Source organism: Marinospirillum sp. (assembly GCF_014859565.1).
In genome coordinates, this window is record NZ_JACUUA010000004.1 from 1 (window position 1) to 13,831 (window position 13,831).

Below are 13,831 nucleotides of genomic sequence, written 5' to 3' on the forward strand. Positions count from 1 at the left end.
TCTCTTGGTTAACTATTAGTCCGCCAGATGTCCGGCAACGAGTACTGTTGCTCAGGACGCGTGAATACATCCCTCCAAGCTCTGGCTGCGGCATAGGGCAAGGATGCCCTGCGACAAGTACATCGCGTCCTGACCTGCAATGCCTTGTACCCAACTTCTCCAGAAACATCAGGCTCCGGCTTCAGCCTGTTTACGCAGGATAAAGCGCTGGATTTTGCCGCTGGGCGTTTTTGGCAGCGCGTCCACAAATTCGATTTCCCGTGGGAAGGCATGAGCCGACAAGCGTTCACGTACCAGTGACTGAATGTCTTTCACCAGTTGATCACTCGCTTCGTGCCCAGCCTTTAACACCACAAAAGACTTGATCACATAACCGCGCAGTTCATCCGGTTTGCCCACCGCCGCAGATTCCGCCACCGCAGGGTGCTCCAGTACGGTATTTTCCACATCGGTCGGGCCAACACGGTAACCGGCAGTGGTGATGATGTCGTCATCCCGACCAGCAAACCAGAAGGTGCCATCGGCATGTTTTTCCACCACATCACCGGTCAGGTAATACTTTTCATGGAAAGGTTTTTTCTCCTGCCAGGTGTAACCCTGGAAGAAAAATGCCGGAGAGTTTTCCATATCCACTGCCAGCTGACCGGTCTTGCCTGCTTCCAGCTCCTTGTATTCTGCATCCAGAATCGCCAGACGATAACCCGGCATCGGCATACCCATCGAACCCACAGGAGACTCATGTGTCAACGAGTGATGGCAGCAACAAGTCATGCCGGTTTCCGTCTGACCATAATGATCCATCACACGGCAACCAAGGTTGTCACTGACCCAGTTCACCACCTCGGTATTCAGCGGTTCACCGGCAGAACTGGCAACCCGCAGACTCAGCTCAGCAGACTTGCCATCCAGCAGCCCACTGGATTTCATCATACGGTAAGCCGTTGGGGCAGAAGCCAGGTTGGTGATCTGGTGTTTTTTCAGGAATTCCAGCGTGTTTTCAGCAGTGAATCCGGCTTCGTTGAAGTGAGTAGTACAACCCAGCAACAGTGGTCCGGTGATGGCGTAATACAGGCCATAAGCCCAGCCCGGATCAGCCATGTTCCAGAAGCGATCAGATTCCTGCAGGTCGATGGCATAACGCATGTAGATATAAAAAGCGGGCAGTGCTTTTAACGGCACGGCTACACCCTTGGATTTACCAACAGTGCCAGAGGTGAACATCTGCAGGAAGGGTTGTTCAGCATCCAGTACTGGAGCCTCACATTCACTGCTCTGATCCGCCAGCAGGCTGGCGTAGTGGGCATCACCCCACTGCTTGGCATCCGCCTTGGAACCCAGCATTATCATTTTGGGCAGGCTTTTGATGGGTTTGAATTTTTCACGATTTTCCGCATCAGTGAACATCAGCGCGGTTTTGGCCTGAGTCAGGCGGTATTCAATGGCTTCATATCCAAAGGCGGTAAACAGCGGCTGATAAACAGCACCAATGCGCCAGCTTGCCAGAATTAATCCCAGCAGCTCCGGGGTACGGGACAACATGGCTGCCACACGATCACCCTGCTTTACACCCTGGCTTTTTAATAGATTAGCCATACGCCCGGTCAGTGCATCCAGCTCAGCAAAGGTGAGTGTGGTGACCTTGCCTTGTGTATCTTCATGCACCAGCGCCAGATGATTCGCCTTACTGCCCTGGGCATGACGACCACAGCATTCAATATAAGCGTTAAAACCTTCAGTCAGGCTGCCCTGTAATGCTGCTTCAACAGTCGACAGCTGGAATTGCTGCATAAACGCTGCGTAATCCTGCGTCTGAGCCAGTTTTGATTCGGCCATGGGTGTACCCTCCAGTTTCAATTTGTTGTTTTTGTTTAACTTTGACGTAAACGTCAACTTTCCGGGGTAAATAAAGGCGACCAAAGCCACCTTTATCTTATTTCTTTAAAACGAGCAAGTGCTCGGTTTTTTCTAGCCTAATTCAGCAACTGCATCCGGGCAAGTTTTTTATGCAGGCCTTTTAACCCGCTGAGGGCTCTTTACCACGCTGAAGGCTCTTTACCCCGCTGAAGGCTCTTTTATCAAGCTGAAGGCTCCCTCAACACCATCGCTACCAGTTCATGAGCCAGATCATCCGGGGTCAGTTCACGATCCGGGTGATACCACTGCACCGTCCAGTTGAGTGCACCCAGCGCCAGTCGCCGCTGCAAACCCTGATCCCCTTTGATCAATCCAGCTTCATGGCATTCACTGATCACTTCGCGCCAGCTGGTTTCATAAGCGTCACGCAGCTCCACCAGCAGATTACGGGATTCCTGTGTCAGGCTGCGCCATTCATAAATAGCCACCACGTGGGCATCCCGATCTTCCAGCAGGGTAGATAAATGAGCTCGTGCCAGTGCATAGAGGCGTTCTTTGGGTGTTTTGGCACTAGACAGTGCCTGTCGGGCAATTTCCATGGCATGTAACATGCCGGATTCAATCACTGCGTACAGGATTTCCTGCTTATCATTAAAGTGATGAAACAGGCTGCCGGATTTGATACCCATGGCATCCGCCAGCATCCGCACTGTGGTGGATTCATAACCCTGATTGCAGAACAGCCGGGCAGCAATCGCGACCAGCTCCTTGCGTCTTTTAGAATTCTTGTTTAAGTTCATGGCAGTTAACTAGCGCTTGCTCGGTTTTATGACTTGCGAGTCACAAACTACCTCTAGCCAAGGCTCCGGTCAAGCGGCACCCTATACAGCAAGAAAACACCACAAGAGGTTTATGCCATGCAAGATGCAATTGTAATTGTTTCCGGTGCCCGCACCCCGATGGGCGGCATGATGGGTTCTTTGTCCACCCTGACCGCTCCAGAACTGGGTGGTGTGGCGATTGCTGATGCCATCCGCCGCGCGGGCATTCAGCCTGCCGATGTACAAGAAGTGATTATGGGTTGTGTACTACCCGCCGGTGTTAAACAAGGCCCTGCGCGTCAGGCTATGATGCAGGCTGGTATTCCAGTTGAAACCGGTGCCACCACCATCAACAAACTCTGCGGCTCCGGTATGAAAGCCGTGATGCTGGCACATGATCTGATTAAAGCCGGTACCAACGACATCATGGTTGCCGGTGGTATGGAAAGTATGTCCAACGCCCCGCACGTACTCACCAAAGCACGCAGTGGCTACCGTCTGGGTCATGGTGAAATCAAGGATCACATGTTTCTGGATGGCCTGGAAGATGCCCGCACCGGCAAACTGATGGGTGTGTTTGCTCAGGACGTTGCGGATGACAAGGGTTACACCCGTGAAAGCATGGATAACTTTGCCATCAGCTCTTTAAAACGTGCTATGACTGCCATAGAACAAGGCAAGTTAAAAGCCGAAACTGCTCCCGTAACGGTACAAACCCGCAAGGGCGAAGTGACCATCACTGATGATGAACAACCGCATCAGGCCAATATCGAAAAAATTCCTTCCCTGCGTCCGGCTTTCAAAAAAGATGGCACTGTTACTGCAGCCAATTCCAGTTCCATTTCTGATGGCGCTTCTGCATTGGTGATTATGCGTGAATCCGAAGCACAGAAGCGCGGCCTGAAACCCATGGCACGGATTGTGGCTCATGCCACCAACTCCCGTGAGCCCAGCGAATTCACCCTGGCGCCCATTGGTTCCATCGAAAAGGTTGTTGCAAAAGCAGGCTGGTCGATTGATGACGTGGATCTGTTTGAAATCAACGAAGCTTTTGCCGTGGTGACCATGCTGGCGATGGATGGTCTGAACATTCCACACGAAAAAACCAATATTTATGGTGGTGCTTGTGCTCAGGGTCACCCGATTGGTTCCACTGGTTCACGTATTCTGGTCACACTGATGTATGCCCTGCAACAGGAAGGCAAAAAGCGCGGTGTTGCCAGCCTGTGTATTGGTGGTGGTGAAGCTACAGCCGTTGCCATCGAACTGATCTGATCCGCTCTGTACCTTCAGGTCTGCACCCTTCAAGCCGGAAGCTTCAAAGCTTCCGGCTTTTTCTTGCTTCACCTGTCAGGCTTTAACAGGCTAAGATAGACAAAACAGTCTTAACCACGGAAATCAGCAAATGCCTGCCAAGGAATCCATCATCCGCTCTCTGCATTTGCCTGTCATCAAGCGCACAAGCCTGCTGGCGGGGTTTTTGCTGGTATTTGGATTACTGCCTGCGGCATCGTCCACCTCTGCTTTTTTTGAGCGCAGTTATCAGCCATTACAGCCTGACCCTGCCGCCCGCGCACTATTTACTCAGACTTATCAGCAATTACGTCGCGGTGAACTGACAGACCTTTCCGAAGTGCTGACACAGCTGCAACACTACCCTCTGGCACCCTATCTGGAATATCAGCTGTTTCGTAACCAGCTGGCCTACAAGGTTGCTAACCACGAAAAAATCCAGGCTTTTCTTGCCCTGCATTCAGACAAGGCTTTTCAATCCACCCTGCGCCATGAGTGGCTGGAAGAACTGGCACGCCAGCAAAACTGGCCGTTATTCCTACAGCAAGCAGATAACGCCTCAATCACCAGCAATCGCCTGACTTGTTTTCGTTTGCAGGCCGAGGCAGAAGTGTTTGGTACCAGCCTGAGCTGGCTGGAAACCACCGCTGACTTCTGGCGTAACAACCAGCCTTTACCAGGCAACTGCAAAGTCATCACTGAAAAACTGCACCTGCTGGGTTTACTCAAGCCGGATGACTACCGCACCGCTGCCCTGCAACTGATGCAAAATGGCCAGACCAGCCAAGCTCGTGCTCTCCACAGCCGTCTAAAACCAGCCGATCAACAGTGGCTGGATTACTGGCAAAAGGGGCGCCAGAATCCAGCAGCTCAGTTGCAGGCATTATTAAACAACCCTCGCCTACTGCGCACCGATACAACACTGCGGGAAGAAATCCTGCTGGATTTACTGAAAAACCACGCCCGTACTCACCCAACCCGCACTGAACAACTGATTGGACAGCTGCGTAACAAGAAGCTGTTATCCGACACATCGGGCTGGCAGGTACAGGAATACATAGCTATCCGCGCCGCCCAGCGCAATCGGGATAACTCCCTTGAGCTGTTTGCCAAAGTGCCTGCTGCTGCACGCTCAGCACAGGGTCAGGAGTGGTATGCACGTACTCTGCTGCGCGCCGCAGACTGGGCTCGACTGCATCAGGCGATTTTGCAACTGCCGGATGAACTGCAGGCTAATAATGAATGGCGTTACTGGCTGGCTCACACTTTAATTGAACAGCAACAACCGCACGAAGCAAATCAACTGCTGCAACAGCTGGCAGAAGAGCGCAGTTATTACGGTTTTCTGGCCGCTCGCAGTCTGGGCATCCCTCCCCGGATGAATGAGTTGGAGACACCCATCAATCCCCCAGTTCTGCAGCAACTGAGCCAGCAGCAGGGCATGATTCGTAGTGGTGAGCTTTATTTCACCGGCTTTGTGGAGGATGCCAATCGTGAGTGGTTTCAGGCTCTCCGTGGCGCCAGCACCGAAGACTGGATTCAGGCAGGTTGGCTGGCACGTCACTGGGGCTGGCATGATCGCAGTGTTGATGCCGCCAACCGCGCCGGACTTCATGATGCTCTTGACCTGCGTTTTCCGCTGGCACACCTCGAAACTCTGCGACCACTGGCACAACAGGCTGGTTTAGAGCTGCCATTGGTGCTGGCTTTAATTCGCAAGGAAAGCCTGTTCAACCCTCAGGCACGTTCATCAGTAGGTGCACTGGGTCTGATGCAGGTCATGCCTGCTACCGGCAGGCAAGTGTCCAATCAATTAAGAATGAGCCTAAAGCCGGAAACTGATCTGTTATTACCGGAGCACAACCTCCCGGTGGGTGTACATTATTTGTCCGGTCTGATGCGCCGTTATGATAACAACCCGATACTTGCAGCCTCGGCCTATAATGCCGGCCCCAGCCGCGCTAACAGCTGGCGCAATAGTCTAGGGCAGGAAACCGACCCGTTATGGGTGGAACGCATCACCTTTGCAGAAACCCGCGATTATGTTAAAAGCCTGCTGGCATTCAGTGAAGTTTATGCCTGGCGACTGCAACAGGAGCAGGAACGTCAGGCACAATTGGATTCACTCCAGCAACCAGAAGGTTGATTGATGTTTTCCCGTATTCGTATTGTTCTGGTACATACCTACCACCCCGGCAACATCGCTTCTGCTGCTCACGCCGTCGTTTGGTGACTGAACACCTCTACCTTAATCAATCACAAAAAGGCCAGCCTCGTTATTTATCATTGAGCACTGGCAGTCAGGCTCAGCAACATTTAAAGTATCTGCAGATTATTTTAAACTTCTAAAGGTATCTGCATGACAACCCGCTTTGCTGTTGAGCTTACTGGTTCCGGTGACTGCAAACACTGTGCTGAAGCTCTGGATTTTGGTTTTACTTTTGCCTACCAACCGATTGTGGATTACCGCAATAAAAGTATTTGGGGGTATGAAGCACTGGTGCGTGGCCCAAATAACGAATCAGCTTGGTCGATTTTATCCAGAGTAAACGATGACAATCGTTATGCTTTTGATCAGGCCTGTCGGGTCAAAGCCATCACCCTGGCTGCAGAATTAAAGCTGGATAAAATCCTCAGCATCAACTTTTTACCTAATGCCGTGTACGAACCAGCACACTGTATCCGCAGCACCCTACAGGCCGCTGATCTAGCTGGTTTCCCGTTAGAAAAAATCATGTTTGAAATCACCGAATCAGAAAAAGTGCACGATGCTGAACACCTGACACGGATTTTTGATTATTACCAGCAGCAAGGCTTTATCACTGCACTGGATGATTTTGGGGCAGGTCATGCCGGTTTAAACCTGCTGTCCAAATTCTTGCCAGGGCTGATGAAAATTGATATGGAGCTGGTGCGTGACATCAACACTCACCGTACCAAACAGATTATTGTGACCGCACTGGCCGACATCTGCCGCCAGCTGGATATCATCCTGCTGGCAGAAGGTCTGGAGACAGCGGAAGAAGTGGCTTATTTTGAACAGCTGGGCGTACAACTGATGCAGGGTTATTATTTTGCCAAGCCAGGTTTTCAGTGCCTGCCGAGCGTGGATTTTTAAGCCCAACAACCGGCAAAACTAATGGAGCAAAACGGAGAAGGCCGGTTTTACACCGCTGAGGATGCTGGGTTTGTTTGGCAGACACCTGATGTCACCCGGTTCAGTTTATTTGGGCACAGCTTCGCAGATGTCGCGCAGGTAACGAAAAAGTTTGCGAGCATTGTTTGGTGGCTTTTCCGCCACGCGTTCCTGCCGGGTGTTGCGAATCAATTGGCGAATTTTCTGAGCTTCACAGGCTGGCCACTCGGCCATGAACTCGGCCAGTGCCGCATCATCTTCCACCAGTCGGTCACGCCAGTGCTCCAATTGACTGAAGTGCCGGGCATGAGTCTCTGAGCTGGAGTCATAACGCTCCATACCAGCCTGAATGGCAACATGGTCACGGTTACGCATCAGTTTGCCAATACGTTGCAGGTGGCGGCGGCGTGCTTCGTGGGATTTGATGCGTTTGTATTCAGCCAGGGCTTCCAGCAGCTCATCATCCAGCTGCAGGGTTTTGATTTGTGCTGGAGTCATCTCCAGCAGTTTTTTGCCGATTTCCTGCAATGCCAGCATCTGGCGTTTCAGCTCACTTTTGCTGGGCAGGTTGTCCTGTTCGTCTTGCTGGTCATCAAACATGCTTTTTAATCTTCTTCGTCAAATCGGGCGAGTATCAGGGCTTCCAGCGCGGCTAGAGCCTGCTCTTCATCGGCACCTGAGGCGTGGATGCTGATATTGGTGCCGCAAGGAGCGGCCAGCATCAGTAGTTGCATGATGTTGCGGGTGTTGGCTGTTTTTTCACCGAGACGGATTTCTGTCTGTGACTGAAACTGCTGGCAGACTTGTACAACCCGTGTGGCTGCTCTGGCATGAAGTCCACGTTTGTTGATCAGGGTGAGGTTTTTTTCGAGCATGGCTGGCTTTTTCTTTTAATGGTCAGAGGACTGAGGCTTCTGGCTCAGTTCTCTATGGCGTATCTGTACATCGGGATGGAGCTCTGTAAAAGCCTGCCCCAGACGTTCAGCCAGATAGACCGAACGGTGTTGTCCTCCGGTACAACCGATTGCGACGGTGACATAACTGCGATTGCTTTCGATGTAACGGGGTAACCAGCGCTGTACAAAAGCGGTGATGTCCTGCTGCATTTCTCTGGGACTGCTGTGACCATCAAAAAAACGGATGACAGCTTCATCCAGCCCGGTTTTTTCACGCAGTGATATTTCCCAGAACGGATTGGGCAGGCAGCGTACATCAAACACCAGATCCGCATCCAGCGGTACACCCCGTTTAAAACCAAAGGACATAAACAGCAGGGTGGTGGATTGATGCGGACGACGTGCCACCTGTTCAGCAATGGTGTTACGCAGCTCATGAACCGATAGGCGTGTGGTGTCCAGGGTCAGTTGTGCCAGACTGGCCAGCGGTTCCAGCAGTTGTTGTTCTTTTTCTATGGCCTCATTCAGGGATAGAGTGCCATCACGGGTCAGGGGGTGTCTTCTGCGGGTGGCAGAAAAACGTTCCATCAGGGTTTTGGCGTTGGCATTAAGGTACACCACCAGCACATCCACACCTTCTGCAGTTAACTCCTGCATGATGGTGGGGAAGTGATCCAGATCCTGGGACAGGTTGCGGGCATCAATGCTGACAGCCAATCGGCTGAGGTTGCTTTGCACCTGAGCTTGCTGGGTCAGAGGAATCAACAGCCCCGCAGGCAGGTTATCAATGGCGTAATAACCCAGGTCCTCCAATGCATGAAGTGCCGCACTTTTACCGGAGCCTGAGCGACCGCTGATGATGACCAGTTGCATGACTGTGCCTCTTTCCTGCTCCGTAGAATGGAGTCTTAACTGTTGTCTGGACTGGCAATCAGTTGATAGAGCTGTTTCGGCTGGTCGGTTTTACGCAACTCCTTGCGCAACGTTTCATTAGAGAAGCGTTCAGCCAGTAATGCCAAGGTTTGCAGGTGAGCCTCGTTGGCTTCTTCCGGAACCAGCAGCAGAAAAATTAGGTCCACTGGCTGGCCGTCGATGGCATCAAAATCAATTTTGTCGCGTAGACGAATAAAGGTGCCCACCGCTTCTTTGCAGTGGCTGATGCGGCAGTGGGGCAAAGCTACGCCCTGTCCGATGCCTGTGCTACCCAGTCGCTCTCTGGCGATCAGACGGGAAAACACTTCTTCAGCATCCAGCTGAGGAATCTGCTGGGCGATAAACTTGCTGAAGTATTCCAGTACACGTTTTTTACTGCCCCCAGGCACGCCAAATAGCGTGCGCTCGAGGGTCAGAATTTCGTTGATCTGCATGGCGGGCGGATAAAACCGTTTAGTGGGTGGCGCCCTGATGGCGAGCCTGGGTTTTTTCTTTGTGTTTGATCAGTTGACGGTCGAGTTTGTCGATCAGTTCATCAATTGCAGCGTACATATCTTCCTTTTCTGCGCTGCCATGAATCTCACCACCAGCTACATTTAATGTGGCTTCAGCGATCTGGCGCAGCTTGTCTACCGTAAGGGTGACCTGAACATTAGTAATTTGATCAAAGTGACGTTCGAGTTTGGTGAATTTGGTTTCAACATACTCACGCAGTGCAGCAGTCAGTTCAACGTGATGACCAGTGATGTTCAGTTGCATGGCGTGCTCCTAGTGTTATTGGTTTGTGCAATTGCATTGTAACTCTTTTTACCATAAAGCAAAGCCCTCTTGCCCTTGTTTCAGGGAAAAAATGGCTTGACAAAAATACTTGTTATCGCAAGCGCTTACGTTCGCTGGATGGGGGGATATTCATGGCTTCACGGTATTTTGCTACGGTACGTCGAGCAATCTGGATGCCGGATTCTGCCAGTAGATCGGCCAGCTTACTGTCTGACAGGGGTTTTCTTGGAGGTTCGGAAGAAATGAGCTTTTTCAGCATGGCACGGATGGCGGTAGAAGAAGCCTCACCCCCTTCAGCAGTGGATACATGACTGGAGAAAAAGTATTTCAGCTCAAAAATGCCGCGTGGGGTATGGATATACTTCTGGGTGGTCGCACGGGATACAGTGGACTCGTGCATTTCAATGGCATTGGCAATATCGGCCAGCACCATGGGTTTCATGTATTCGTCACCTTTTTCCAGAAAGTCCTGCTGCACTTCCACAATTTTACTGCCAACTTTTAACAGGGTTTCACTGCGGCTTTGCAGGCTTTTGATCAGCCATTGGGCTTCGCGGTAGTGGTCTTTCAGATACACATTGGTGTCGCTGGAATCTGCGCGGCGGATTAAATCGGCATAATGCGGCTGTACACGCAGTTTGGGCAGGGTTTCCGGGTTCAGCTCCACACGCCAGCCGTGTTTTGTACGGGTGACCAGCAGGTCGGGAATAATGTAACTGGAGGCTTCACTTTCGATCGTGCTGCCTGGGCGCGGATTGAGCTGCTGGATTAGGGTGATGATGTCTTGCAGTTCGTCTTCACTGTTGAGTTTAAGGCGACGAATTAAAAAACGGTAATCACGTCCGGCCAGCACCTCAAGGTATTGATCCACCAGCTTGCGGGCACTGGCAAGGCGCGGGGTACTTTCAGGCAGTTGTTCCAGTTGCAGCAGCAGGCATTCTCTTAGATCACGAGCACCCACACCGGGTGGATCAAAACGCTGGATCAGTCTTAAAACTGCCTGAACTTCGTCACTATCTAACTCGGCAAACATCGGATCCTGACCACGCAGAGCCTCGGTGATCACATCAAGCTCTTCGGTCAGGTATCCTTCGGCATTGATGCTGTCGATCAGGGTTTCCCCGATCAGGCGGTCGTGTTCGTTGTGCAGGTTGAGATTAAGTTGCCAGAGCAGGTGGTCGGAGAGGGTGGCTGCGGTGGTATCGCGCTCATAACCTTCCATCTGTTCATCACTGCTGCCGGAGCCACTGCTGTAATCATGGCTGTAAATATCATCCCAGGCGGTGTCCACGGCCAGCTCAGTAGGTAGATTGCTCTCTTCCCACTGGTTCATTTCGCTGGGGGCGGCATCCTGCTGGGCTTCGGCTTTTTGTGCTTCGCGGGTGGAGGTATCAAAAGGATCCGCCTGTGGCTGTATCAGCGCTTCGTCGGCTTCTTCCATCTCCAGCAGGGGGTTGGATTCCAGTGCCTGTTGAATTTCCTGCTGTAGATCAAGGGTGGACAGTTGCAGCAGATAGATGGCTTGCTGCAGCTGAGGAGTGATAACCAGATTATGAGACAGATTCAGCCCGAGGCTGGGTTTCATTGACATAGGTGTTAGGCCACTCGTGGATACTCAAAAAAGCCAGAATGCCATGCCGGCAATTTTTGTGCCATAGATATATGAATACTTTATTAAATTCTGAATTGCTCGCCAAGGTAGACTCTTCTCACATCGGCATTGGAAAGAATGGCTTCAGCGTTGCCCTGTGCAATTAATGCACCTTCACTGACAATGTAGGCGCGTTCACAGATTTCCAGTGTTTCTCGCACGTTGTGATCGGTAATCAATACACCGATGTTACGCGCCTGCAGCTGGCGGATGATGCCCATGATTTCGGCAACAGAGATGGGATCAACACCGGCAAAGGGTTCATCCAGCAGAATAAAATCCGGTTCGTTGGCCAGGGCGCGGGCAATTTCAACACGGCGGCGTTCACCACCGGACAGGCTCATGCCTTTATTTTTGCGAATATGGGTGATGGAAAATTCTTCCAGCAGCTGTTCCATTAACTCAATGCGACGGGGTTTGCTGAGTTCTTTGCGTAATTCCAGTATTGCCAGCAGGTTGTCTTCCACACTGAGTTTACGGAACACTGAGGCTTCCTGCGGCAGATAACCCAAGCCAGCACGGGCACGACCATGCATGGGCAGTTTGGTGATATCCTTGTCATCCAGCAGGATACTGCCGGCATCCGCTTTCACCAGTCCAACAATCATGTAAAACGAAGTGGTTTTGCCAGCGCCGTTAGGTCCTAACAGCCCAACAATTTCACCCTGATGCACTTCCAGGCTGATATCCCGTACCACCTTGCGACCCTTGTAGCTCTTTTGCAGGTTGCTGGCTTTCAGGCATTTGGTCATTGGGCTGGCTCCTTGCGTTTTGGGGTCAGGATCACTTCAACCCGAGGAGCATCACCGGCGGCCTGTTCAGCACGAATATCGCGGGTGGTCAGATTATAAATCAAGCGGTGTCCCCGAAAACTGTCCTGTCCCTGAGTCAGGTGAGCATTACCAGTAAGAATCACCTGCTCTTCAGCTGGACGGTAATCAATAGTTTCTGCCCAGGCTTCCACTTCCGGTTCGTTGATATCCGGTAGATCACGCATATAGGCCAACTGGCCAGGTGAACGGGCCTCAGCACGGGTTAGTTCACCCTGCTCACCGCGTTGTATTTGCAGTTGTTCGGAGTTCAACTGCAGCTCACCCTGCACTGCTTCAACCTGTCCGGTATAGGTGGCCAGTTGTTGCTGGTTGTTCCACTCCATACGCTGGGCGTTGACCTGAACGGGTTTGTCACGGTCCTCCGGCAGTGCCAATACAGTGGGGCTGAAGCTGAATGCCATCAGGCAAATGAACAGGGTGCGGGGTATCATGGTATTTAGTCCTGCATGGCTGGTTGCGGGTGATACTGGCCTTGGGCTTGTTCCGGTATTTCTGCCTGACCTGTGTCCAGGTTCAGGTTTAATCCCTTGCCATGAGTGATGCCGCCTGGGCTGGTGAAAGTCACCGGGGCGGAAGTGTGAGCAAACTCAGTGGGCAGATCCACCCATAGACGCGAGGTGGCAAACTCCGGCAGGTAGGGAGAATCAGGATTCAGTGGTGTGATGCGTACCCTGTCTTCCAGGTAGATTTCCTGCTGATTACGGTATTCAGCTTTATTGGCGGTAATACGCCAAATTTGACCATTTTCACCGTAATGGTGAACGCGAGGTTGATCCATCAGAGCCAGGTTGTTTTCTGGATAATGAGTGACTTGCGGAGATTCAAGAATTTGCAGGCGCTCACCGACAGCATTGTAGCGAATGGCTCTGGCCTGCTCGATGTAATAGTCAGGTTCGCCGTGTTCTGTGGGCAGAGGTGCGTAGGGGGGCGGCTGGGTGATATCCTGCAGCCAGACCAGCAGTACGCCTAGCAGTAGTAATGCAAGCAATGCACCAGCACGTCGTATAGGAGGTGCTTGTGCAAGCCATGAGGTTACGCCAGCCATACGAATCAGTTGCTGCGCAGATTGTACAGGTAATGGTTGATACAATCCTGCCAAGTACCCTGAGCTTTCATGATCAGGTCAGTCAGCTCACGCACGGCACCTTGCCCACCGCTGTGCAGGGTGGTGTAGTCACTGTAGTGGCGAATGTATTCCGGGGCATTGGCAACACTGGCACCAAAACCTGCTTTACGAATGGCGGCCAGATCAGGGAAATCATCACCACAATAACCCACCTGATCCCAACTGAGACCCTGTTGGCTGACCAGTTCACCCAGAGCGGTGATCTTGTCTTCGCGTCCTTGCATCACCGAAGTGATGTTCAAGGCAGCAGCACGCTGCGCAACAATGCTGGAGTTGCGACCGGTGATAATGGCGACTTCAACACCACTGGCTTGCAGCAGTTTGATGCCCTGACCATCCTGGGTATTAAAGGCTTTGCTTTCACTGCCATCGGCATGAAAATACAAGCGGCCATCGGTCAGCACACCATCCACATCCAGTGCCAGCAGGCGCAGTGGGCGGAGTTTATTAAGCAGAGATTCGGAAAGGTTCATGGTTACTCACTAGACTGTTAAATAGTCTGCACTAT

General features: G+C 51.9%; 15 protein-coding genes. 3 read left to right on the forward strand and 12 right to left on the reverse strand.

Features of this window, described 5'->3' with window-relative positions; all coding sequences use genetic code 11:
• Window positions 1-168 precede the first annotated feature (168 nt).
• Window positions 169-1,833 carry an AMP-binding protein gene (locus IBX50_RS01220; protein WP_292252705.1) on the reverse strand — a complete coding sequence of 555 codons (1,665 nt, stop codon included), beginning with the start codon at window positions 1,831-1,833 and terminating at the stop codon, window positions 169-171.
• A 242-nt stretch (window positions 1,834-2,075) separates the two neighbouring features.
• Window positions 2,076-2,654 carry a TetR/AcrR family transcriptional regulator gene (locus tag IBX50_RS01225; protein ID WP_292252706.1) on the reverse strand — a complete coding sequence of 193 codons (579 nt, stop codon included), beginning with the start codon at window positions 2,652-2,654 and terminating at the stop codon, window positions 2,076-2,078.
• A gap of 117 nt (window positions 2,655-2,771) precedes the next feature.
• Here IBX50_RS01225 and IBX50_RS01230 point away from each other — a divergent pair, with 117 nt between their 5' ends.
• The 3 genes from IBX50_RS01230 to IBX50_RS01240 all read left to right on the forward strand — a co-directional run bounded on the left by IBX50_RS01230 (window position 2,772) and on the right by IBX50_RS01240 (window position 7,086).
• Window positions 2,772-3,950, forward strand: coding sequence for an acetyl-CoA C-acyltransferase (locus tag IBX50_RS01230; protein WP_292252707.1), 1,179 nt, complete (start codon window positions 2,772-2,774; stop codon window positions 3,948-3,950).
• Window positions 3,951-4,080: 130 nt separating this feature from the next.
• Window positions 4,081-6,114: a lytic transglycosylase domain-containing protein gene (locus IBX50_RS01235; RefSeq protein ID WP_292252709.1), complete on the forward strand. Its 2,034-nt coding sequence runs from the start codon at window positions 4,081-4,083 to the stop codon at window positions 6,112-6,114.
• 213 nt (window positions 6,115-6,327) lie between these two features.
• Complete coding sequence (locus IBX50_RS01240) at window positions 6,328-7,086, forward strand: EAL domain-containing protein (RefSeq protein WP_292252710.1); 759 nt, start codon at window positions 6,328-6,330, stop codon at window positions 7,084-7,086.
• Between the two features lie 105 nt (window positions 7,087-7,191).
• Here the strand turns inward: IBX50_RS01240 and yjgA are convergent, their stop codons facing one another.
• The 10 genes from yjgA to IBX50_RS01290 all read right to left on the reverse strand — a co-directional run bounded on the left by yjgA (window position 7,192) and on the right by IBX50_RS01290 (window position 13,796).
• Window positions 7,192-7,704 (reverse strand): ribosome biogenesis factor YjgA, encoded by a 513-nt coding sequence (gene yjgA / locus IBX50_RS01245; RefSeq protein ID WP_292252712.1) that lies wholly within the window; start codon window positions 7,702-7,704, stop codon window positions 7,192-7,194.
• 5 nt (window positions 7,705-7,709) lie between these two features.
• On the reverse strand, window positions 7,710-7,979 hold the full coding sequence (locus IBX50_RS01250; protein ID WP_292252714.1) for an HPr family phosphocarrier protein: 270 nt from the start codon (window positions 7,977-7,979) through the stop codon (window positions 7,710-7,712).
• A gap of 15 nt (window positions 7,980-7,994) precedes the next feature.
• Window positions 7,995-8,873, reverse strand: coding sequence for an RNase adapter RapZ (gene rapZ, locus IBX50_RS01255; protein WP_292252715.1), 879 nt, complete (start codon window positions 8,871-8,873; stop codon window positions 7,995-7,997).
• 35 nt (window positions 8,874-8,908) lie between these two features.
• Window positions 8,909-9,367: a PTS IIA-like nitrogen regulatory protein PtsN gene (ptsN, locus tag IBX50_RS01260; RefSeq protein ID WP_292252717.1), complete on the reverse strand. Its 459-nt coding sequence runs from the start codon at window positions 9,365-9,367 to the stop codon at window positions 8,909-8,911.
• A 19-nt stretch (window positions 9,368-9,386) separates the two neighbouring features.
• Window positions 9,387-9,692 carry a ribosome hibernation promoting factor gene (gene hpf, locus IBX50_RS01265; protein WP_292252718.1) on the reverse strand — a complete coding sequence of 102 codons (306 nt, stop codon included), beginning with the start codon at window positions 9,690-9,692 and terminating at the stop codon, window positions 9,387-9,389.
• A 112-nt stretch (window positions 9,693-9,804) separates the two neighbouring features.
• Complete coding sequence (locus IBX50_RS01270) at window positions 9,805-11,304, reverse strand: RNA polymerase factor sigma-54 (protein WP_366930683.1); 1,500 nt, start codon at window positions 11,302-11,304, stop codon at window positions 9,805-9,807.
• Window positions 11,305-11,387: 83 nt separating this feature from the next.
• Complete coding sequence (gene lptB / locus IBX50_RS01275; RefSeq protein ID WP_292252719.1) at window positions 11,388-12,116, reverse strand: LPS export ABC transporter ATP-binding protein; 729 nt, start codon at window positions 12,114-12,116, stop codon at window positions 11,388-11,390.
• On the reverse strand, window positions 12,113-12,628 hold the full coding sequence (lptA, locus tag IBX50_RS01280; RefSeq protein ID WP_292252720.1) for a lipopolysaccharide transport periplasmic protein LptA: 516 nt from the start codon (window positions 12,626-12,628) through the stop codon (window positions 12,113-12,115). Before lptA ends, lptB begins: the two co-directional genes overlap by 4 nt.
• A gap of 5 nt (window positions 12,629-12,633) precedes the next feature.
• Window positions 12,634-13,242 (reverse strand): LPS export ABC transporter periplasmic protein LptC, encoded by a 609-nt coding sequence (lptC, locus tag IBX50_RS01285; RefSeq protein ID WP_292252721.1) that lies wholly within the window; start codon window positions 13,240-13,242, stop codon window positions 12,634-12,636.
• 5 nt (window positions 13,243-13,247) lie between these two features.
• Window positions 13,248-13,796 carry an HAD hydrolase family protein gene (locus tag IBX50_RS01290; RefSeq protein ID WP_292252722.1) on the reverse strand — a complete coding sequence of 183 codons (549 nt, stop codon included), beginning with the start codon at window positions 13,794-13,796 and terminating at the stop codon, window positions 13,248-13,250.
• Window positions 13,797-13,831 lie beyond the last annotated feature (35 nt).